This is a genomic window from Carnimonas bestiolae, from assembly GCF_051251145.1.
GTDB classification, from domain to species: Bacteria; Pseudomonadota; Gammaproteobacteria; order Pseudomonadales; family Halomonadaceae; genus Carnimonas; species Carnimonas bestiolae.
Window position 1 is genome coordinate 1 of record NZ_JBPCZK010000015.1, and the last position, 21,630, is coordinate 21,630.

At 56.9% G+C, this 21,630-nt stretch carries 19 protein-coding genes and 1 rRNA gene; 8 read left to right on the forward strand and 12 right to left on the reverse strand.

Annotated features, from left to right (window positions below; all coding sequences use genetic code 11):
- The 3 genes from R84865_RS12920 to R84865_RS12930 all read right to left on the reverse strand — a co-directional run.
- Positions 1-571 (reverse strand): 16S ribosomal RNA (locus R84865_RS12920); the annotation flags it as partial.
- 415 nt (positions 572-986) lie between these two features.
- Positions 987-1,682, reverse strand: a complete 696-nt coding sequence (locus R84865_RS12925; protein ID WP_435638176.1) for a GntR family transcriptional regulator — start codon at positions 1,680-1,682, stop codon at positions 987-989.
- Positions 1,683-1,763: 81 nt separating this feature from the next.
- Positions 1,764-2,603, reverse strand: coding sequence for an alpha/beta fold hydrolase (locus R84865_RS12930; RefSeq protein ID WP_435639888.1), 840 nt, complete (start codon positions 2,601-2,603; stop codon positions 1,764-1,766).
- A gap of 103 nt (positions 2,604-2,706) precedes the next feature.
- Between R84865_RS12930 and pabB the strand changes: the two genes are divergently transcribed.
- The gene (gene pabB, locus R84865_RS12935; RefSeq protein WP_435639889.1) at positions 2,707-4,092 is read left to right on the forward strand and encodes an aminodeoxychorismate synthase component I; all 1,386 of its coding nucleotides are present in this window, start codon (positions 2,707-2,709) and stop codon (positions 4,090-4,092) included.
- A 123-nt stretch (positions 4,093-4,215) separates the two neighbouring features.
- Positions 4,216-4,848 (forward strand): phosphoadenosine phosphosulfate reductase domain-containing protein, encoded by a 633-nt coding sequence (locus tag R84865_RS12940; RefSeq protein ID WP_435639890.1) that lies wholly within the window; start codon positions 4,216-4,218, stop codon positions 4,846-4,848.
- A gap of 106 nt (positions 4,849-4,954) precedes the next feature.
- On the opposite strand, the gene rpoD is transcribed toward R84865_RS12940, so the two are convergent.
- The 3 genes from rpoD to rpsU all read right to left on the reverse strand — a co-directional run bounded on the left by rpoD (position 4,955) and on the right by rpsU (position 9,401).
- Positions 4,955-6,811 (reverse strand): RNA polymerase sigma factor RpoD, encoded by a 1,857-nt coding sequence (gene rpoD / locus R84865_RS12945; protein WP_435632641.1) that lies wholly within the window; start codon positions 6,809-6,811, stop codon positions 4,955-4,957.
- A gap of 343 nt (positions 6,812-7,154) precedes the next feature.
- Positions 7,155-9,002 carry a DNA primase gene (gene dnaG / locus R84865_RS12950; protein ID WP_435639891.1) on the reverse strand — a complete coding sequence of 616 codons (1,848 nt, stop codon included), beginning with the start codon at positions 9,000-9,002 and terminating at the stop codon, positions 7,155-7,157.
- A 183-nt stretch (positions 9,003-9,185) separates the two neighbouring features.
- Positions 9,186-9,401, reverse strand: a complete 216-nt coding sequence (gene rpsU, locus R84865_RS12955; RefSeq protein WP_084055411.1) for a 30S ribosomal protein S21 — start codon at positions 9,399-9,401, stop codon at positions 9,186-9,188.
- 305 nt (positions 9,402-9,706) lie between these two features.
- Here rpsU and tsaD point away from each other — a divergent pair, with 305 nt between their 5' ends.
- The 3 genes from tsaD to folK are packed head-to-tail and all read left to right on the forward strand — an operon-like array spanning position 9,707 to position 11,675.
- The gene (gene tsaD / locus R84865_RS12960; RefSeq protein WP_435639892.1) at positions 9,707-10,771 is read left to right on the forward strand and encodes a tRNA (adenosine(37)-N6)-threonylcarbamoyltransferase complex transferase subunit TsaD; all 1,065 of its coding nucleotides are present in this window, start codon (positions 9,707-9,709) and stop codon (positions 10,769-10,771) included.
- Complete coding sequence (gene folB / locus R84865_RS12965; protein WP_435639893.1) at positions 10,764-11,117, forward strand: dihydroneopterin aldolase; 354 nt, start codon at positions 10,764-10,766, stop codon at positions 11,115-11,117. The genes tsaD and folB overlap by 8 nt, the downstream gene beginning before the upstream one ends.
- A gap of 3 nt (positions 11,118-11,120) precedes the next feature.
- Positions 11,121-11,675 carry a 2-amino-4-hydroxy-6-hydroxymethyldihydropteridine diphosphokinase gene (gene folK / locus R84865_RS12970; protein WP_435638170.1) on the forward strand — a complete coding sequence of 185 codons (555 nt, stop codon included), beginning with the start codon at positions 11,121-11,123 and terminating at the stop codon, positions 11,673-11,675.
- A 94-nt stretch (positions 11,676-11,769) separates the two neighbouring features.
- Here the strand turns inward: folK and R84865_RS12975 are convergent, their stop codons facing one another.
- From R84865_RS12975 to R84865_RS13000, 6 genes are all read right to left on the reverse strand, one after another.
- The gene (locus tag R84865_RS12975; RefSeq protein WP_435639894.1) at positions 11,770-12,888 is read right to left on the reverse strand and encodes a tRNA nucleotidyltransferase/poly(A) polymerase-related protein; all 1,119 of its coding nucleotides are present in this window, start codon (positions 12,886-12,888) and stop codon (positions 11,770-11,772) included.
- The gene (glpE, locus tag R84865_RS12980; protein WP_435632647.1) at positions 12,885-13,205 is read right to left on the reverse strand and encodes a thiosulfate sulfurtransferase GlpE; all 321 of its coding nucleotides are present in this window, start codon (positions 13,203-13,205) and stop codon (positions 12,885-12,887) included. The genes R84865_RS12975 and glpE overlap by 4 nt, the downstream gene beginning before the upstream one ends.
- A gap of 57 nt (positions 13,206-13,262) precedes the next feature.
- Complete coding sequence (locus R84865_RS12985) at positions 13,263-14,075, reverse strand: symmetrical bis(5'-nucleosyl)-tetraphosphatase (protein ID WP_435639895.1); 813 nt, start codon at positions 14,073-14,075, stop codon at positions 13,263-13,265.
- Positions 14,072-14,908: a 16S rRNA (adenine(1518)-N(6)/adenine(1519)-N(6))-dimethyltransferase RsmA gene (gene rsmA / locus R84865_RS12990; RefSeq protein WP_435632649.1), complete on the reverse strand. Its 837-nt coding sequence runs from the start codon at positions 14,906-14,908 to the stop codon at positions 14,072-14,074. The genes R84865_RS12985 and rsmA overlap by 4 nt, the downstream gene beginning before the upstream one ends.
- A 140-nt stretch (positions 14,909-15,048) precedes the next feature.
- A complete protein-coding gene (locus R84865_RS12995; RefSeq protein ID WP_435632650.1) occupies positions 15,049-16,506 on the reverse strand; it encodes a peptidylprolyl isomerase in 1,458 nt (485 codons plus the stop codon).
- A 163-nt stretch (positions 16,507-16,669) separates the two neighbouring features.
- Positions 16,670-19,159: an LPS-assembly protein LptD gene (locus tag R84865_RS13000; protein ID WP_435639896.1), complete on the reverse strand. Its 2,490-nt coding sequence runs from the start codon at positions 19,157-19,159 to the stop codon at positions 16,670-16,672.
- Between the two features lie 214 nt (positions 19,160-19,373).
- Here R84865_RS13000 and R84865_RS13005 point away from each other — a divergent pair, with 214 nt between their 5' ends.
- From R84865_RS13005 to R84865_RS13015, 3 genes are all read left to right on the forward strand, one after another.
- Positions 19,374-20,417 (forward strand): aminoglycoside phosphotransferase family protein, encoded by a 1,044-nt coding sequence (locus R84865_RS13005; RefSeq protein ID WP_435632652.1) that lies wholly within the window; start codon positions 19,374-19,376, stop codon positions 20,415-20,417.
- Positions 20,414-21,094 carry an N-acetylmuramate alpha-1-phosphate uridylyltransferase MurU gene (gene murU / locus R84865_RS13010; protein ID WP_435638164.1) on the forward strand — a complete coding sequence of 227 codons (681 nt, stop codon included), beginning with the start codon at positions 20,414-20,416 and terminating at the stop codon, positions 21,092-21,094. The genes R84865_RS13005 and murU overlap by 4 nt, the downstream gene beginning before the upstream one ends.
- A 68-nt stretch (positions 21,095-21,162) precedes the next feature.
- Complete coding sequence (locus R84865_RS13015) at positions 21,163-21,585, forward strand: OsmC family protein (RefSeq protein WP_435632654.1); 423 nt, start codon at positions 21,163-21,165, stop codon at positions 21,583-21,585.
- Positions 21,586-21,630 lie beyond the last annotated feature (45 nt).

A 21,630-nucleotide genomic window follows, 5' to 3' on the forward strand; every position in this document is an offset into this window, starting at 1 on the left:
TTACGCCCAGTAATTCCGATTAACGCTTGCACCCTCCGTATTACCGCGGCTGCTGGCACGGAGTTAGCCGGTGCTTCTTCTGCGAGTAACGTCCTTCATGGAAGGTATTAATCTCCATGACTTCCTCCTCGCTGAAAGTGCTTTACAACCCGAAAGCCTTCTTCACACACGCGGCATGGCTGGATCAGGGTTGCCCCCATTGTCCAATATTCCCCACTGCTGCCTCCCGTAGGAGTCTGGGCCGTGTCTCAGTCCCAGTGTGGCTGATCATCCTCTCAGACCAGCTACGGATCGTTGCCTTGGTAGGCCTTTACCCCACCAACTAGCTAATCCGACATGGGCTCATCCGATAGCGAAAGGTCCGAAGATCCCCTCCTTTCTCCCGTAGGACGTATGCGGTATTAGCGTGCGTTTCCACACGTTATCCCCCACTACCGGGCAGATTCCCATGCATTACTCACCCGTCCGCCGCTCGACGCCTGGAAGCAAGCTTCCATCGTTTCCGCTCGACTTGCATGTGTTAGGCCTGCCGCCAGCGTTCAATCTGAGCCATGATCAAACTCTTCAGTTAAATACTGCTAACAAAGCCGAAGCTTCGTTTAATTTGGCTCGAGAATTGACTGCTAAAAGTTCTGCATAATATGAATTATGACAGTGCTAGAGCACTACAATCTCGATTATCTTAAGCTCACCGACTTTAAAAGCCTGCTCTTGCGAGCGTGGTGAGTGACGTTGCCGTCCGAATCGAAACGAGCGCCCACACAAATTGTCTGATCGATTTGTTAAAGAGCGTCGAACTGAAGCGCTAAACCGTGCCCCGTTCGAGTGGAGATGCATCTTACCTGAACACGAGATTGTGTCAACATTTTTCTCAACGGTAACCGTATGAATTTCATTCGCTTACCCAAAAGATTGACCACCGTGCTAAAAACACTACCCCACGAACATTTACCGAAGCCCATCGTCGCGGCAACTGTAACCGTGATTCACTGATGATGATCATCCAGCGCTACTGCATAGCGCTCCGAAACATTTTGTCGCGAAGCCACTACGTGACGCCTCATTAGCATTTCGGCCAGCTCCTCGTCGCCCGCCTCGATGGCGTCGACGATTCGATAATGCTCAAGATAGGCACGCTGCGGGCGTGCTCCAGCGGCGCTGAATTGGGTGCGATAAAGGCGTACCAGGTAATACAGATCGTCACATAGCGTGGTGAACAGCATACGATTGTGGCTACCTTGAGCAATCAAGTAGTGGAAATCGAGATCACCTTCACGCTGAAAATACGCTTCTTCCGATGGCATGCCTTGCTGGCGTTCATGCAGCGCCAAAACATCGCGCAGCTTTTTTATCTCTTCGTCGGTCATGTTACGCGCAGCCAAACGCGCAGCCATACTTTCGAGCGCTTCGCGCAAATCGAATAGCTCGAGCAGTTCGCGCATGGATAACTGCACAACCCGAGCCCCCACGTGCGGTACCCGCTCGATAAGCCGATATGCCTCAAGCCGGCGCATTGCTTCTCGCAACGGCCCTCTCGAAATACCGTACGCCTGCGCCAAACCTGGCTCGGTGATTTTAGTGCCGGAAGGAATTTCTCCGCGAACAATCGCTTCCTGGAGCTGCTGGAACACGCGCTCCGCGAGCGTTCGCACCTCGCCTCCCGCTTCTGTCAATTCATTCATCACGAACCTATATGGGAACAGCCGTTGCAATAATTTTGCAACTTACCTTAATAACACCGACAACGCACCCGGTGTTACCGGTTACTCCATTCGATCGATAAGCCGAGCGATATGAGTAGGTTTCTGGAAAGGCAACGAGTGATCGGTGCCGCTCAATTGCACGGTACGCCAGCTTGGCTGAGTGCGCGCCAGTTGCTGATGATAATCGCGCAGCGTGTGCGGACTGTTGCCACCAACAATCGACACGACTCGTCGCTGAGCAGCTAGCACCGAAGCCCTATCCAGGGACATGATAGCTTCAGTAACGCAATCGAGCGCATTGGCGAATCCTAGCGGACGCTGCGCCAATCTCGCGGTGATGATCTTCTCGACACGCGGATTGCGCGAACGATGTGGCGCAATCAGGGCCAGAAAGCGATCGATACCTTGCTCCCCCAGCGATTCTCTGATCGCTTGGGCGGCTTCTTGATAGCCAGCGCGCATGGCGCGCATTTCTTCGAGATTAGCGCGTTCCAATAGCCCAGGCTCGAGCAAGGTGACATCTGCAATACGGCTGCCCAAGCGCTGCTTGAGCAGCATCGTCATTAAGCCGCCGAAGGAATATCCCGCAACATCGAACTGCTCAAAGCCTTGTGAATCCACCAACGCCACAAGATCATCAATGATCTGATCAGCGCTAAACGATGCTTCATCACCGCTTAACGACTCAGTGCGACCCGCTCCGCGCAAATCGGGAATCACTATAGCGCTGCGCGGCCGCAGCTGCTGCACCACGCCCTTCCAGGTCAGCCCACCGGCAACGCCGGCGCCGTGCAGCAGCAGTAGCGGACGAACCTCTGCCGAGCTGGATAAGCGCCGCCAGAAAATCCGTTGATCGCTGACCGCGAGCGTTCCCTCGCGCAGGGTGTAACAAGAAGCCATCAAAATCTCCCAATATTGTGGCAAAGTATTATCCCTACCTTGTCTGGCCGTCTCAATCGCCCTAACGTAGCCTCCTTATTTGCCATTGAACTTGTGGATTACCATGGCCGCTGCCGCTTATCGCATTACCTCTATCGCTACACCGCTTGACTATTCGCCAACGCCCATTCACTACTTCAGCGCACTGAAACATCTAACAGGAGCCGTGCTACTCGACAGCGGCGCTCCCTCCGACATCGCCGGTCGTTTCGATATCATCTCGGCCATGCCCCTGGCGACGCTGACCACCAATGCGCATGGACAGGCTCACTGCGACAGCCACGCCTCACTTTCCCAGTATCCCATTGCTGCGCAGCGTGAACTGCTTGGACTGCTTGAATGCGATCGCGAACAGGTGCCCGAACACCTGCCCTTCGCCGCCGGATTGTTAGGCGCATGGAGTTACGATTTTGGTCGTTTGTTGGAGCAGCTAGCTGTTTCGCAGAACGAAGGTGATCCGATCGCTTGGTGTGGGCTATACGACTGGGCCTTGGTTCAGGACCATCATCTTCAGCAAAGCTGGCTAATCGCCACCCCCGAGCGTCGTGATCAGGTGGTGGCGCTACTCGAAAGCGCTCATGAGAATACAGATGCCCCCTTTGCATTGACGTCTTCTTTCGAACCGCTGATATCGCGCGCTCAATATGACGCCGCCTTCGCTCAGGTGAAGCACTATATCGACGCCGGGGACTGTTATCAGATCAATCTCACCCAAGCGTTCAGTGCCCGCTATCAGGGGGACGAATGGTCCGCCTATCAGCGCCTGCGCGCGGCCACCCCTTCTCCGTTCAGTGCCATGATGAAAATTGGCGACACCTGGCTGCTGTCGGTGTCACCTGAGCGATTTATCCGCGTAACCGACCATGATGTGATTGCTCAGCCCATTAAGGGCACTCGTAAACGCGGCAGCACGCTGGAAGAGGATCAGCGATTGGCAGCGGAGCTGGAGAACAGCCTTAAGGACCGCGCCGAGAATGTGATGATTGTCGATCTACTGCGCAATGATTTGGGGCGCGCTTGCGCTATCGGTAGCGTGAAGGTGCCAATGCTCGCTGAGCGGATTGGCTATGCCAACGTGCATCATTTGGTCAGCACGGTAAGCGGCCGGCTGGCCGCTCATCGCGATGTGCACGACTTGCTGGCAGCTTCGCTTCCGGGCGGTTCGATTACCGGCGCGCCCAAGCACCGCGCCATGGAAATTATTGATGAGCTGGAAGCAGCGGCGCGCGGCTATTATTGCGGCAGCATTGGCTATATCGACAGTCGCGGCAACATGGACACATCGATTGCCATACGTACCGCTCAAACCAGCGCGGGTAGGATTACGCTATGGGGCGGCGGCGGCATTGTCGCTGATTCCGCTGGCGAGGATGAGTACCTGGAAAGCGTCGCCAAGATAAACAGCTTGATGCAGGCGCTAACGGATCAACCTGCCACGGCGTTGTGTTAAGTGCCACGACTTATATATAAGCAGGGAATTTAACGTTATTACGCGTTGGAGCCACATTTTGGTAGGGTGACGGAATTGAAGTGCTGCACGTGATGCGGCTCGCCCTTTTGTGGAGAAATTGGTATGACCGACAAAACATCCCTGGACCTCGATTCAGTCAACCGCGAGATCGGACACAGTGCCGAAGAGCTGGTGCGCTGGGCGCTATCACTCGACAAGAAAGCCATTTGCACGACCAACTTTCGCCCGTTCGAAGCCGTTATCCTGCACATGGTCACCCAGGTTCAGCCTGATATTCCGATTGTCTGGATGGATAACGGCTATAACACCGAGGCGACGTATCGCTTTGTGGAGGAGGTCAGAAAGCGCCTTGACCTGAATCTGATCACTTATCTTCCCAAGCGTACCCGCGCTCACCGGGAAGCGGTCGATGGACCGACGCCCGCGCTGGACGATCCACGCCACCAAGCCTTTACCGAAGAAGTGAAGCTGGAGCCGTTTTCCAGAGCCTTGCGAGAAACCAACCCTGGCGTTTGGTTCACTGCCCTGCGAGCAAGTGATACTGCGGTACGTGCTTCCATGCAGCCGGTCAGTATCAACCAGGATGGGCTGATCAAGGTGGCTCCCCTGCTCCACTGGTCTTCCAAGGATTTGTACGAATACCTGCAGGCCCACGACCTTCCCAACGAGTTCGACTATGTCGATCCCACCAAGGGTGAGGATAACCGCGAATGCGGGCTGCACTTGCAGCACTGATATCAGCATCACAGGTGCTGTTGCAGAAGCGGTTTCCACTGAACGCCCAATAAAAAACCCCAGCATCAACCAGATGCTGGGGTTTTTGCTGCGTTAGCGCTTGCCGCTACTCGTCCATGAACGACCGCAGCGATTCTGACCGAGACGGATGGCGCAACTTGCGCAGCGCCTTGGCTTCGATCTGGCGAATACGCTCACGCGTTACGTCGAACTGCTTACCCACTTCTTCCAGGGTGTGATCGGTATTCATGTCGATACCGAAACGCATGCGCAGCACCTTCGCTTCACGAGCGGTCAGCCCACCCAGTACGTTGCGCGTTGCTTCGATCAACCCCTCTCCGGTAGCGGAGTCGATGGGCGAGATCATGGCGCCGTCCTCGATGAAGTCTCCCAGATGAGAGTCGTCGTCGTCGCCAATGGGCGTCTCCATGGAGATCGGCTCTTTAGCGATTTTCAGCACCTTGCGCACTTTCTCTTCCGGCATTTCAAGGCGCTCGCCGAGCTCCTCAGGCGTGGGCTCACGGCCCATTTCCTGAAGCATCTGACGCGACACGCGATTGAGCTTGTTAATGGTCTCAATCATGTGCACCGGAATACGGATGGTGCGCGCCTGGTCCGCAATCGAACGCGTGATGGCCTGACGAATCCACCAGGTTGCGTAAGTCGAGAACTTGTAGCCACGGCGGTACTCGAACTTGTCGACCGCTTTCATCAGTCCGATGTTGCCTTCCTGAATCAGATCGAGGAACTGCAAACCACGGTTGGTATATTTCTTCGCGATAGAAATAACCAAACGCAGGTTAGCTTCCACCATCTCTTTCTTGGCACGGCGAGCCTTCGCTTCACCGATGGAAAGACGACGGTTGATCTCTTTCAGCTCAGCAACCGAAAGACTGACCTCTTCCTGCTCTTCAGCAATGCGACGCTGAGCACGCAGGATATCGGAGCGATAGCCTTCCAGCTCTTCAGCGTATTTGGGGTGCTTAGCGATGAATTCATCAAGCCACTGCTGATTGCTCTCGTTGGCCGGGAAAGACGAGATAAACGTCTTGCGTGGCACGCGCGCGCGCTTCACGAAGATTTGCATGATGCGTTTTTCGTTCGCACGAACCTGCTCGATGGTGATACGCACCTGCAGGATAAGGCGTTCGAAATGCTTGGGTACCAGCTTGATCGGCGAAAACAGCTCTGCAAGACGCTCCTGCGCAACAATGACATCGGGCGCACCGCGGCCATTTTTGGCGATCAGCTTCTTAACCAGTTCGTTCTGCTCACGAATCTGCTCGAAACGCACCTTGGCCAATTCGGGGTCCGGGCCGCCCTCATTGGTGTTGGAGCTGTCGTCTTCATCTTCGTCTTCTTCGTCATCATCGACGTCGGAGTCATCTTCGGATGCTTCCGCAGAAAGATCGATTTCTTCTTCGACCTCGGCAACACCGGGTACGCCTTCATCGGGATCGATGAATCCGCTGAAGAGGTCGGATAGACGACCACCCTCTTCGCCCTGAGTGCCATCGAACACCGTCAGGATGGTGTCAACTGCACCTGGCAGGAATGCCAGCGCTGACATGACCTCACGCGTACCTTCCTCGATACGCTTGGCGATTTCGATTTCGCCTTCGCGAGTCAGCAGCTCTACCGTTCCCATTTCACGCATGTACATACGCACGGGATCAGTAGTACGCCCTACTTCAGTTTCAACGGCTGCCAGCGCAGCGACCGCTTCTTCTGCAGCGCTTTCGTCGGTAGAGCTATCCGACATCATCAGATCGTCGGCATCGGGCGCCTCTTCAACGACATTGATACCCATGTCGTTGAACATGCTGATGATGTCTTCAACCTGATCTGGATCGGCAATATCTTCAGGAAGGTGATCGTTGACCTCGGCGTAGGTTAGGAAGCCTTGCTCCTTGCCACGAGCGATCAATTCCTTAAGACGCGACTGCGGTGTATTTCCAGCCATAGAAACCTGTCTCGACGAATTAAATGGATCATGCTGTCGTTAGCTACAAGATAGCGCCGTCTCACTAGAACGAAAGTGACAACATGTAATTCCTACTACTGCAAAGGCTCAGTCAGGCGAATTGCCATTGAAGGCAAGCGCCGGCGCTATAGTGATACGCCAAGAGCGTTTTGCAGCCTGTCATTTGCTGCCGTGAAGCACTGCCAAATCCAAAAACAAGGCAGGCCAAACGGCCAATGTTCAGCGGGTGGGCATCGAACTGTCTCTGCCAATACCCGCTGCGTTTAACCTGTTGTTTCACAAATGGGGCGCCACGCCAGGGATTTCAACCCTAGGGTCGCTATCAGCGCCTGCCGAGCTCCTCAATGAGCGCCAGCAGGCGATGTTGTTGAGTGGCCGTCAGTTTCTGCCCCGACCGACTGACCGCCAGTAATTGCTGGTACTCTTCTTCTGGCGATAGCCGCTGGCGCTGCTTGTAAAGCATATCGATCAAAGCACGCAGCTCGGCCGCCTGATCCTCCCGAGCCATGTCAGGCGCTCGTTTCAGCAGCGTAATCAGACGCGCCCCTTGCTCGGTGCCATGAAAATGCGCGAGCAGTACCTGGGAAGAGCGATACCCTCCCGCTTTGAGCAGTCGCGCTACTTCTATAAACAGTAGTCCATCTTCGGACTCAGGGCACCAATCGTTTTGCTCCGGGAGATCGCTTGATAGCCCCGGATTATGTACCAATAAATGCAGCGCCCGCGTAATGGGCGCTGACCCTATATGTACCTTGGCGGTGCGCCCTGCAGTGGCGAACCGCCCGACACCGGCACTAGTCTCGCCGGTATCGCTGGCCGCCGCATTGTCTTGCGGCTGAGCTGCCTGAGAAGCGGGAGCGACAAACTGTTCAAGCCGCGACACACTGATACCGCTGCGCGTCGAGAGCTCCTCCATTAACAGTGAATGAAGCACGCCCTGCGGCAGCAACCGCAGCTTCTCGAGCACATGTGCCACGAAGCGCTCGCGTCCTTCAACGCGCTTGAGGTCAAGACCTTCACGCGCTTGATCGAACAAGAACTCTGACAACGGACTGGCGCATTCGATTCGTGCCTGAAAGGCTTCTCTGCCCTCCTGACGCACCAGAGAGTCAGGATCTTCTCCTTCAGGCAAGAACAAAAACCGCGCCTGGCGCCCGTCAATCATCGACGGCAGCGCTACCTCGAGTGCCCGCTTAGCCGCGCGACGCCCTGCACCATCGCCATCGAAACAGAACACCACCTCGTCAACCACACGGTATAGGCGAGTCAGGTGTTCTTCAGTAATGGCGGTGCCCAGCGTTGCCACTGCGTTGTGGATGCCGTGCTGCGCCAGCGCCACGACATCCATATAACCTTCTACTACCACCAGCCGCGCGATATTGCTCTTTTGCTGACGCGCTTCATAAAGGCCATACAGCTCACGACCTTTATGGAATACCGGCGTTTCGGGCGAGTTCAGGTATTTGGGCTTGGCGTCACCCAACACACGACCGCCGAACCCGAGCGTTCTTCCCTTCCAGTCGCGAATGGGGAAGATGACGCGGTTGCGAAACAGATCCCAGGTGCGCGAATCATCCTCACGCTGGCGTAGCAGGCCGTACTCCACCTGCACGTTTTCAGCCACTGAGTGACCGTTAAGGTATTGCTTCAGGCCATCCCAGCTATCAGGCGCAAATCCGATCGCAAACGCGTCGATGATATCGCTGTTCAGCCCGCGGCCATCGAGATAGCGACGCGCCTCGGCAGCGTGCTGCTCGGTTAGCTGCTGCCGGAACCAATCGGATGCCAGCTCCAGCAAATTAACGCCGGCATCACGCTTGCGACGCTGCTCGGCGAGCTTCTCCTTTTGCGCGGCGGGAAGATGGTCGTCTTCACGCTCGACCTCCATGCCCTGACGCTGCGCCAATTGCTCGACCGCCTCAGGAAAGCTCAGGCGGTCGTATTCCATCAAAAAGCGCAGTGCGTTGCCATGGGCTCCGCAGCCGAAACAGTGGTAAAACTGTTTTTCCCGACTAACGGTAAAGGAAGGCGATTTTTCATCGTGAAATGGGCACAGCCCGGAGAGGTTGCGCCCCGCTTTCTTGAGCACCACTCGCTCACCCACCAGTTCGCCAATATCGACCCGTGCGAGCAAATCATCGATAAAGCGCTGAGAGATGGGTCCAGCCACGATAATCTCCGCCAGAAATAGTTACGACCAGCAGTGAAGGAAAAGCAGGCCCGTGATGCACATCCAACAGATGAAAGGATTCGCATCACCGACCATAGAATACGAACGGCCGCCGGAATGGCGGCCGATCAACCCTCTAGAAGCGGCGGGCTACCGCTTCGGGTACGCAGTATCGATCAGAGATCAATACAGACGTTCGAAACGCTTACGTTCACGCTGAAGTTTCTTGGCATGACGTTTCACAGCTGCTGCTGCTTTACGCTTACGCTCAGTTGTCGGTTTTTCATAGTGTTCACGGCGACGGACTTCAGAAAGAACGCCCGCTTTTTCGCAGGAACGCTTGAAACGACGGAGAGCGACATCGAACGGCTCGTTGTCACGTACTTTGACGGAAGGCATTAAGCGATCACCACCTTAAGGGTAAGTCGATTTATGATAAATCGCGCCCCAGGTATTCACCTGCCCGGAGAGCGGCCCAGTTAAGAGACACGGCATTCTACAGCCAGTCAATTTCATTTGCAATCCAAACGCCGAGACGCGCTAACGAGCATAACAGCGCCTGAAAGCACGCGGTAACGGCGCGTTTATCACGGCGCCTTGCAACCAAGGGAAGACGCTGCCCGCGAAAACAATTAGAATCTGCGCCCTGATTCCGCCCCTTTCTGCGGTGGCAACGCTATTTTTGATGAGCAACGGAGACGCCGATGCGTGTACTGGGCATCGAAACATCCTGCGATGAAACCGGTATTGCGCTCTACGATACCGAAAAAGGCCTGTGCGCAGATGCACTGTTCAGCCAAATCGACATGCATGCCGATTATGGCGGCGTGGTGCCAGAACTGGCCTCGCGCGACCATATTCGTCGAGTACTGCCGCTAATAGAGAAGGTGCTGGCCGACGCCCAGCTAAAGCGCAATCAACTCGATGCCATCTGCTACACCGCAGGTCCCGGCCTGGTTGGTGCGCTGATGGTAGGTGCCTGCACCGCGCATGGCCTCGCTCACGCTCTTAACGTGCCGGTACTGGGAGTTCACCACATGGAGGGCCATTTGCTGGCGCCCATGCTGGAAGAGAACCCACCTGCCTATCCTTTCGTTGCGCTGCTGGTATCGGGCGGCCACACTCAGTTGGTCGACGTGGCAGGACATGGCGATTATCGCTTACTCGGCGAATCCATCGACGATGCAGCTGGAGAAGCCTTCGACAAGGTAGCCAAGATGCTAGGGCTCGCCTACCCGGGCGGGCCGTCCGTTTCACGTCTCGCCGAGCAAGGCGACCCTAAGGCACTGCGCTTTCCGCGCCCGATGACCGACCGCCCCGGGCTGGATTTCAGCTTCTCAGGGCTGAAAACGCACACTCTCACCAGTTTGCGCCAGTTAAATGCTGATAACGCACTCAGCGAGCAGCACAAGGCTAACGTTGCCCGCGCGTTCGAAGAAGCCGTTATCGATACCATTGTTATCAAATGCCGCCGCGCCCTCGAGCAGACCGGCCGCGATCGACTGGTAGTGGCCGGTGGTGTTAGTGCCAATCAGCGCTTGCGCGCCCAGCTGGAACCCGCGCTACGCCAGAAGCGCCCGGCTGCCGAGGTATTTTACCCCGGCGCGCGTTTCTGCACCGACAATGGTGCCATGATTGCCTACGCTGGCGCGCTGCGTTTGCAAGCAGGAGAGCAAGATGCCAACGGTCCACTGGTAACCGCGCGCTGGCCGCTCGCTGAATTATCCCCTACCGCTACTGAAGCCTCGGAGCATCACGCAAATGGCTAGTATCTTGATTGAAGGATTAACATTCGACGCTGTTATTGGCGTGCATGAATGGGAAAAGAAGATATATCAGAAGCTGCGTGTTGATATAGAGATGGAATGGGATATTAGCGCTGCTGCAGCTACCGATGATCTTACCCACACGATCGATTACGCCGCGGTATCCAGCCGAATCATCGCCTGCGCTAACGAGCAACCGCTTGAATTAATTGAAGCCATGGCGGAAAAGATTGCCGACGTGGTTAGCCACGAATTTGGCGTTAGCAAGCTGCGGCTTACCTTGCGCAAACCTGCTGCGGTACCTGCCGCCGATGCAGTAGGCGTACGAATTCAGCGAGGCGAGTGGTAATCAATGACAGCGGGAAGGCGCAGAGTTCTACTCGGCATCGGCAGTAATCTTCAGCGTGAATACCATATTGCGCTGGCGCTGGATGCGCTGGCTCACACATATGGCGAACTCGATATCTCGCGCGTGTTTGAGAGTGAGCCGGTTGGCGTTGAAGGCGCCAATAACTTTTACAATTTGGTGGTCGGCTTTTACAGCGATATCGAGGTTGCGGCGCTATCGCAATGGGCCAAGCAATTGGAAGTTGCCACCGGACGACGCCCCGAAGACGGTCGCGCGGCCCCCAAGCACCTGGATATCGATCTACTCTGTGTTGGCGATTTACACGGCGTAGTGAGCGGCATCACGCTGCCACGCGATGAAATTCTAACCAGTGCCTTCGTGCTACGCCCGTTGGCAGAATCCTTCGGCAGCGAACTACACCCCGTATCAGGGTTGAGCTACGCCGAGTTGTGGCGCAGCTTTCAAGCTGCCCAGCAGCTGTGGCCGATACACTTCGATTGGAAAGGCATCGCCATCTCACGTCCCGACGCGCCGTCAACAGACAAACGCCACTCGTAATGACCGCTTCAGCGTAGCGAACGCTGGGACATAGCATCAGCGATCGCTGAATGAAGCGCAGCAAGAGGCGAGCAACTTCCTCTCTACCACGCGCTTACGCCTCACCCGCCAACACCGCCCGCCGAGCATGGGAAAGATACTCGCCAACTTGCTTGCCTTTGATACCCTGCTCTACCCACTTACGCGGTGTTAGCGCACGCGCGCGCTCGAGTCGCGCGCCAAGGGTGTGGGTATCGAGTAATGGTGTAAACACCTTAAGCAGCGGCAGCAGCGTGTTCCAGCGCTCAGGCTTGCGCCAAATATCCACGCTATTGCACCACTCCAACAATCGATCGGCATCCCACTCCGGGCTCTTCAGGCACGCTACCGATAGCGCCAGCAGCCGCGCTAAATCTCTCGCTTCGTTGGGCAGTTTGAGGCGCTCCGCCAGCGCACTGCGCTGCTCATCGGCAAGCGGCAGCACCAGTGCCGCCCAGCGAGCAACATTACCGTCTATTCCCGCCTGCACCGCCTGAGCGAGTGCCGTTAGGCAACTGTCGAAGCCGTGTTCGTTTGCCAATTCGCTAAACCACGCCGCCAATCCATCGACGTCGCGTAGCACGTTGAAGTAGCGGCCGGGCTGCTGCTCTGAGAGGGCCTTGAAGGTTTCCTGCTGTACGCGCTCAGCCGCGAGTTCACTTAGCTCGCCGGCGTGTGCCAGCTGTTGGCAAAGCGTCAGCGTTGATGTTGCTGGGCAAAAACCAAGATGCGCATAGCGCGCGGCAAAACGCGCCAGCCGCAGCACGCGCAGCGGGTCCTCGACAAACGCCGGCCCCACATGGCGAAGCCGACGCGCCTTGATATCCTCCGCCCCGCCAAATGGATCGACCAAGCTGCCATCAAGACGTTCGGCAATGGCATTGATGGTCAGGTCGCGACGCTCAAGATCCTGCGTCAGCGTTACCTGAGGCGATGCGTACACCTCGAACCCGTTATAGCCGCGCCCCGTTTTACGCTCGGTTCTGGCGAGCGCATATTCTTCATTCGAATTGGGATGCAGAAATACTGGGAAGTCGCGCCCCACCTGAATAAAGCCACGTGCCAGCATCTCGTCAACGCTGCTGCCCACCACCACCCAATCATGATCGCTGTAGGGGTATTCGAGCAGACGATCGCGTACCGCGCCGCCCACCAGATACACCTCCAGTCCATCCAGGACGCTGCTGGCGCTCACTGGCTAACCCAATCGGAATGGCGCTGCTGCCATTCGGTAAAACCGCCATCAAGGCTGTAGACATCGCTAAAGCCCTGCTCGGCCAACCAGCCCGCGGCGCCCTGACTGGAGTGCCCGTGATAGCAGACTACCACCAGCGGCTGCTGAGTTGGTGCATTTTCAAGAAAGTGCGTCAACGACACATTATCGAGATGAGTAGCGCCAACGACATGGGCATCGGCGAAGCTGACTGGATCACGAATATCGACCACCGTTACGAGTTTTTCGCTACGCAACCAATCCGCCAGGGTATCGGTATCGAGGTGCTTGAAGGACATGGCAACTCCTTGTTTAGCATCGAGAATGGAGGGTGAGCCGATGACTTGCGCCGCCGCTCACGTTCGGCTGTTGGACGCCACGCTAATCCGCTCACCGCTTTCCAGCGCCATGGCGGTGAGCGCACCGCCCCATGCACAGCCGGTATCCAGCGCCTGACAGGCAATCTGAGCATCGGGGGTACGCCCTTCCAGCGCTGCCCAATGGCCGAACAGCAGTTGCAGGGAGTCGCTGCGCGGATACTGGAACCACGGCATGAAACCGCGTGGCGCAGATCGAGGCCCCAGTTTGGCGGAAAAATCCAGACGCCCAGAAGCATCGATAAAGCGCATCCGCGAGAACACGTTAAGAATCGCACGCAGCCTATCCCAGCCGCGCAGCGATTCATCAAAACGGTCGGGCGAGTTGCCGTAAAGATGCTGCATCAGCAGTTGCCACTCATCGCCCCTTAACACCGCTTCCGCCTCACTCGCATAGCGCTGCGCGTCAGCTAACGACCACTGCGGCGCTATTCCCGCGTGTACCATGCATACAGCGTTATCCGGTGAAGCGACCAGCAGCGGCCGCTGACGCAGCCACTCAACCAATTCGGCCGCATCAGGCGCATCGAGAATAGGCGCAATGGTGTCATTGCGTTTGGCTTTCTGCGCGCCTGCCGCAACCGCCAGAAAGTGCAGATCGTGGTTGCCCAACACCATTGTCGCATTCAGCGAACGCGCTAGACGCAGCGCCCCCAGCGAGCGCGGGCCGCGGTTTATCAAATCGCCCACCAGCCATAGCTGATCGTTGGCGGAATCGAAGCGCACCTTCTCCAGAAGAGCTTCCAATTCATCAGCGCAGCCATGTACGTCACCCACTACCCAGGTGGTCATTGCGCCTCCTGCTGCTCGCTGTAGCGATTGGTGATACGCACGAATTCTTCCAGAGTTACCGTTTCAGGGCGGCGTGCCGGGTCTATATCCAGCGCGCTCAAGGTTTCGCCATCGACCCATCCCTTGAGCGTATTGCGCAGGGTTTTTCGACGCTGAGAGAATGCCTGACGCACCACCGCGGCCAGCGCATCCAGATCGTTGGCCTTGAACTCAGGGTCGCGCCGTGGCGTCAATCGCACAATCATGGAGTCTACTTTGGGGCGCGGTACGAAGGCTTCGGGCGGCACTACAAACAGGCTCTCAACGCGACAATGGTACTGCGCCATTACCGAAAGACGCCCCCAGTCGCCGGTGCCCGGGCGCGCAGCCAGGCGCTCGACCACTTCCTTTTGCAGCATGAAGTGCATATCGCTAATGGTGTCGGCCCCAAACGACAGCAGTTTGAAGATCAACGGTGTCGAAATGTTATAAGGCAGGTTACCCACCACGCGCAGCGCCGGGCCGGTGCCTTTCAGCTCGTTAAAATCAAAATTCAACGCATCGGCCTGATGCACATGAAAGTCGGGATAGTTGAAAAACTGGGTACGCAGCCCCGGCACCAGATCGCGGTCCAGTTCGATGGCATCCAGCTGCCCAACAGCCTCGAGCAGTTGCTCGGTAATCGCCCCTTGCCCCGGACCAATCTCAACCAGACGATCCCCTTGCTTTGGCCGAATGGAGGAGACAATGCGAGCGATGATATTGCCATCGCGCAGAAAGTTTTGGCCGAACCGCTTACGCGCCCGGTGACCGCCGGTGGGCGATAATGCTTCGCCCTGAGTTGGCTTCGACATGCTGAATTCCACTAGCCTGAACGCGCGGCTTACGCCGCAAAAAAAGACACTCGCCATCGCTGCGAGTGTCCTTAGTGTACCTGATCACTGCGACAGCGCCCATGCACGAGCAGCGCTGCCGGATATGGCGCTGATAACGCTTACTGCGGTTGCTGCTGCCCACCGCCGCCCATCGGCGCCATTGGCCCAATCCCTTTGTCATTGGGATACAGGCGATTATCGACGTAGGCTTCCGAGCGAATTTGCTGCAGCCAGGTTTGCAGTTCGTCCTGCGCCTTGCGCTGGAACAATGCGCGGCGCGCCTGCTCGCGCTGCTGATCGACAGTAACGTCTTTTTGGCGGCGTTCCTGAACTTCGATTATATGCCAGCCAAACTGCGTCTTAATCGGCTGGGATAGCTGCCCAATGGCACCACGATGCAGGTAGTCGTTGAACGGACCAACGGTATCGCCGTCGTTTACCCAATCCATTTGCCCGCCAGACAGCGCTGAACCGTGATCGTCGCTGTACTGCTTGGCGAGCTCGCTGAAGTCAGCACCGCCCTCAATCTTCTGGCGTAGCTCTTGCGCCAGTTGATGCGCTTGCTCGTCGGTACGAATCGGGTTGGGAGAAATCAGAATATGGCGCGCCTTGAACTGTTCAACCTTCACTGGCGCCTGCTGACCGCCGCGGCGATCAATCAACCGCACCAGATGGATGCCGCTGGCGCTGCGCACCGGCTGGCTAACGGTACCGACAGTAAGGTTGGGCACAACGCTTGAAAACAGCGTCGGCAGGTCCTGCTGCGAGCGCCAGCCCAAATCCGCGCTTTCAACCTGACTGGTCGACTGCTGGTCGCTGTCACCGTCGGTGGGATTGGCACTCGCGGCCGCCTGCTCGAAGCTTTCACCGTTCAGTACGCTATTACGCAGCTTGGAAGCACGCTGCTGCGCAGCGCGCACCTGTGCATCGGTCGCTTCATCGGGAAGCGGAATCAGCAGCTGAGCCACGTGGTACTGTACGCCCGTAGCGGCCGCCTGATTTTCGAGGAATTGATTGACCTCTTGATCGGAAACACGCACCTGGCCGCCCACGCTGCCCTGCTGTACCTGCGAAATGAGGATCTCGCGGCGAATCTGCTGGCGTACCTGATTATAGGAAAGCCCTTGGCGCTGCAGCGTTTTGACGAACTGATCAGAGCTCATGTGGTTGCGACTGGCCACTTCAGCCACCGCTTGATCGAGCTGCTGATCACTGACGCTCAAATTGGCGCGTTTGGCTAGCTGAAGCTGAATATGCTCGAGGATCAGACGATCAAGCACCTGCCGCTGCAGCACATCCTGCGGCGGAAGCTGACCACCTTCACTGCTGATCTGCTGGCGAATCTGCGCCATGCGCGCCTGCAGTTCGCTGGTCATGATGACGTCCTTGTTGACCACCGCCGCAATGCCTTCAAGCTTTTGCTCCGGCGCAGCGCCCCCTGACGGCTGATTGGCAGACGTCTGCTGGGCAAATACTGGCGCTGTTGCACCCAAGCTGATAACTACGCCCAGAGGTAGCAGCATCGCCCGCGTCGATACTGGAAGACGCAGCCCCGCAGCCTTATTGCCATTCTTCATTATACGAACCTTGAACTTGACCAAGTAGCTGTTGGCACCTCGCCTGCATCAGCGAAGGCGCCGGAGAATCGAACGGCGATGAACCGCCCCGTCGGATGCGCAAAGCATCCCGAATCACACGGCGCTTGTCCAGCCATAGCAACAAGCGCATAGGAAGTGACGGTTAGAAACGCGTGCGCTGATAACCTGGGACCGCATCCTGGAAATAAGGTTCTGGATCGGAACCCAGGCCACCCAGACCCTTGAAGATAAAGCGCAGGAAGACGCCGCTTTTCGAATCGTCGTCGTCGATGCGGTTCAGCGTATCGTTGTCGTCGATGTACTTACGCCACGCTACCTGCACTGCGTAGCAGCAATCGTTGAACTGGATACCGGCCAGTTTTTCCAGCGAACGGCTGTTGGTTTGGTCGTACAGATAGCGACCTACCAGCGACACCGATGGAGAAATGGCCCAAGAGCCGGACACGTCGAATTCGTTACGGTTGTAGCCGAGACGATCATCGCGGTCGCCAGAAGGATCGAAGCCTTCACGCTCCCAGCGGTTACCGAGATTGAACGCGTTGCCGTTATCAGCATTGTGATAATGGACGTACAGATCGTTGCGCTCAGCGTTGCCGCGTTCGGTGTCATAGAACATCGCGTAGCTGGCGCTCCAGTCACGGTTGATGTGCCAAGTGGCGCGCGCGATGGCCGGCGAATAATCACGGGTCAGATCGTAATTGTACTTGTCACGCGGCCCCTTACCGTTAGGACCAAAGTATTTCGACGGATCATCGTCGGTAACATGACGATTTTCGAAGTAGTAGCTCTGCCCCAAATCGAAGGTGAAGCGCTGGAAGCCAGTGTCATCGTCGAAGAAGCTGGAGCTAACGCCGTACGAAATCTTGTTCACGTCACCAATGCGGTCGATACCGTTGAAACGATACGGCGACCACAGATCCTCGAAGGAAGGCGAACGCAGCGCGGTATCGAATTCAGGCAGTTTGCTCTGGTCGCGATATGGCACGTAAGCGTAGTAGAGGCGCGGCGTTAGGGTCTGGCGATAAGCGTGTCCGAACATCGATGAATGACGCTCGAAAATCAGCCCCGAATCGACACTGAACACCGGCACGGTACGGTTGGGAGAAGAATCCCAATCACGGTTTTGCGGGCTTTTCCAGTCGACATCATATTGGGTCAGGTACATCTGAACGCGTGGCTCGAAGAAGCCCCAGGTGGGGTCGTTACGATAGCCAATAGCGGGCGCGACGTTGACACGTGCGCCGGTCACCTTCTGCGTCAGGTAATCCTTGCTGCCCGGCATGTCGTCGGTGCGCCAATGAACGTCGCGATTATAGTAATCGTGCGATTCATTACGGTAGAAGTAGGTCGCGTTGGAGTTGAACTCTTCATAGAAACCGTTTTCCTGCTGCCACAGCGCATTAGCGGTCAGCGACGGCAGCTCGTTGAACGGTTTGTCATCAGGATCGACCGGATCGTCCATCACCTGATAGCCACGCGCACGTGCCTGCAAGTGCCACACATCGCCCGCGTAATCGAGCATCGCGAGGCTTTGCAGGTTATCGCGGTTCTGCTCGTCGAAGGTATCACCGAAGTCGTCGAAGTACGAGCCGTCGCTGGCGCGCGAGTACTTCATACGATACGTCAATCGGTCAGTGAAGCTGCCATTGTGGTCGTAGTTGATAAACCAGCGATCGTCACCGTGGTGCTCTGGGTCGTTGCCACTACTATGACCGCCATCGTTCGGCAGGTAGTTGCCCTCGAGAATGCCCGCGTTGCGCTCCCCTCGGTAACGGAACTGCCCACCCAGCATCAGACCACGATCAGACATATAGCGCGGCGTGACGGTGGCGTCATAGTTCGGCGCCAGGTTCAGATAGATGGGCTGGGTGTAATCGAACCCGTTACGGCTACTGACCCCAATAGTGGGATATAGAAGCCCGGTCAGACGTCGATCGTCGATCGGAAAGCGCATCCACGGCCAATAGAATACCGGCACATCATGGATGCGAAACTTGGTATTGGTCGAGGTGCCATAGCCTTCCGCGCGATTGATGACGATCTTGTCGCCCTGAATCTTCCACAGGGTGCTGTCGGGATCACAACTGGTGAAGGTGGCGTTACGCATCATGTAACGGCCATCGTCGAGACGCTCGAGGCGGTCAGCATCGCCGCGCGCGTGGGACGAGTGAAACACGTAGTGCGCTTGTTCGACGTCGGCGGCATCGCTATTGACCGCTGCGCTGCCGGTGGTACCGCGCACCAAAACATTGGGCTGGCGGTAGGTAACGGGGCCGGTCAGATTTACCCGCGAGCGATCTTCATCCAGCGTCGCTTTACCCGCCTGCAGCTGCTGATCCTGCTGGCGTACAATAACGTTGCCGCTAAGCGTGGTAACACCGGAATCGCTATAGCCGGCATCGTCTGACTGAGAGTTAAGCTTGCCCTGCCCGGGACGAGAAATCGAATAGCTGGGCGCGAGATAATAACCACTGCATAGCTCGCCTTCAGGACGGTTATCGCCCCATGAGTGCCAATCGAGCTGAGAGGCCGGTAACGAGGAAGGAAGCGGTGCTGCAAAGGTGAACGCGGGCAACAGCGATGAAAATACGCCCGTAAGAGCACTCGCCGTCCAGAAAAGGCGCTGAGCCATGGTGCTTGGTGTCCTTGCTTCTTGAAAATATCGCGCGATGGCCGCAACGGCATCATCGCTTGACGTATACGAAGGGCGCGTTCATGGTGCCTTCGGCACAGCACGCGGCCATTATATTATGTGTTGGGTGCTAGCATGCGGGGTGGAGGGTAGAGCGTCAACCACGACCGCGCTGCGACATGCTATTTTTGTCCTTTATTACTCAGGAGAGTCAATGAGCGACCGGTTCAAGGCGTTAACACAATGGATTGCGCAGCGTCATGCGCTAGACGAGCAGCAGTGCTCGCTTACGGCAGTCGCTGATGACGCCAGTTTTCGTCGCTACTATCGACTCACCCTCGACAATGGTAGCCGCATCATAATGGATGCGCCTCCTGAAAAGGAGCCCTCGCGCAGTTTTGTCGATATCGCATTGGCATGGGGAAAGCAGCAATTGCCGGTTCCGGCGCTGTATGCCGCTGATTTATCGCGTGGCTTCATCGAGCTGGAAGATTTGGGCGGCACCCTACTGACGGATCACCTGACGCCACTTGATAAGGCGCAGCGTATTAAATGGCTAGAGCGCGCGATGACACTTTCCGCACGCATCGCCGCACAGCCCGCTCAGGCGCTGCCGCCGTACAACACCCAACGACTTGGCATGGAGCTTGATCTGTTTCCGCAGTGGGCGCTTGAACGCTGGCTTGGCATCGCCGCCCCGCCCCAGTGGCAGCAACAGCGCGATACGCTAATCCACCAGGTACTTAGCCAGCCGCAGGTAACGACCCATCGTGACTTTCACTGCGGCAATCTGATGGTGGATGCTCAGCAGCGGCTTCGCGTAATTGATTTTCAAGGCGCCTGGCACGGCGCCATTGGCTATGATCCCGGTTCCTTGCTGCGCGATCGAAACGCGCCGTGGGACGACGAGATCCAGCGCCACGTATTCCAGCACCACCACCAGGCGGCACTTGCCGCGGGCATCACCCAGCAACACTCGCTTGAGCAGTATCTCAGTTGGATAGATGAAGCCAGCGCCCAGCGCTCGTTGAAAGTGCTGGGGCTTTTTTGTCGCTTGGCGCAGCGCGATGGTAAACCACGCTACCTGCTTAACTACGAACACTTCTTCCTTGCTCATCTGAAGCAAGCGCTAAGCGCCATGGTAGCGCGCGGCGACGCCAACGCGACCCTTTGGGAAGGACTGCTTGCGTGGCTGGAAAGTGAGTTTGAACCCGCGTTAATCGACGCGCTCGCAAGACTGAAGGAACAGCAGCAATGAAAGCAATGATTCTTGCCGCCGGCCGTGGCAAACGAATGGCCCCGCTCACTGACCACTGCCCCAAGCCGCTGCTGCCGGTGGCCGGCAAACCGCTTATCGTGCACCACATTGAGCGCTTGCGCGATGCAGGTATCACCGACCTGGTGATCAACGCGGCTTATCTGGCCGAGCTGTTGGTAGAACGCCTCGGCGATGGCAGCCAGTACGGCGTGAACATTGCCTGGAGCCGTGAACAGCAGGCCCTCGAAACCGCCGGTGGCATTCGCCAGGCCCTTCCACTACTGGGAGAAGAACCGTTTCTGCTGGTGAATGGTGATGTATGGACCGACTTCCCGTTCAACACGCTAATCGAGCGGCCGCTTGGCGACGATCTTGCGCGGTTGGTAATGGTACCGAACCCTCCGCATAACCCGAGCGGCGACTTCCACCTGAACGATAGCGGCCGCTTGCGTCTGGACGGTGAACCCCGCCGGGTATACAGCGGCGTGGCGTTGATGTCCCCGGCGCTCGTCGCGGATGTGCCACTCGGCGAAGCGGCCAAATTGCTTCCTCCGCTGCAAGATGCCATTCGTCACGACAAGGTTGGCGCAATAGATTATCAAGGCAAGTGGGTTGATGTTGGCACGCCAGAGCGCTTGGCGGCGCTCGACGAGCAGCTCAGCAATGCCGCATCCTGAGCCTTATCCGATAACTTTCTTTCGATTAATCACTGGCCGTTAAGGCAAAAACACTTCAGGAGAATGCCATGCAGGCAGTAGTAAAATGGACGGATGGTCGCCAATTCCTCGCCGAATCCGGCACCGGCCACAGCGTTGTGATGGACGGCGCCCCCGACCACGGCGGACGCAACACCGGCCCGCGCCCGATGGAAATGCTGTTGATGGGGTTGGGCGGCTGTACCGCCTTCGATGTGATGGAAATTCTCCAAAAATCGCGCCAGAACGTGATCGATTGCCGCGTAGAGCTAAGCGCCGAGCGCGCTGACAGCGTGCCATCTGTATTCGAACGTATTCACGTTCACTTTATTGTTACTGGCCGTGATTTGAAGGAAGCTCACGTTAAGCGTGCGGTTGAGCTGTCAGCAGAAAAGTATTGCAGCGCGTCACTGATGCTTTCGCGCGGCGGTGTCGATATCAGCCACGATTACACGATCGAAGACGCCAGCTAAGCAACGCCGCTGACTCTGCTTAGGGTATAAAAGCAGCACGGCCGA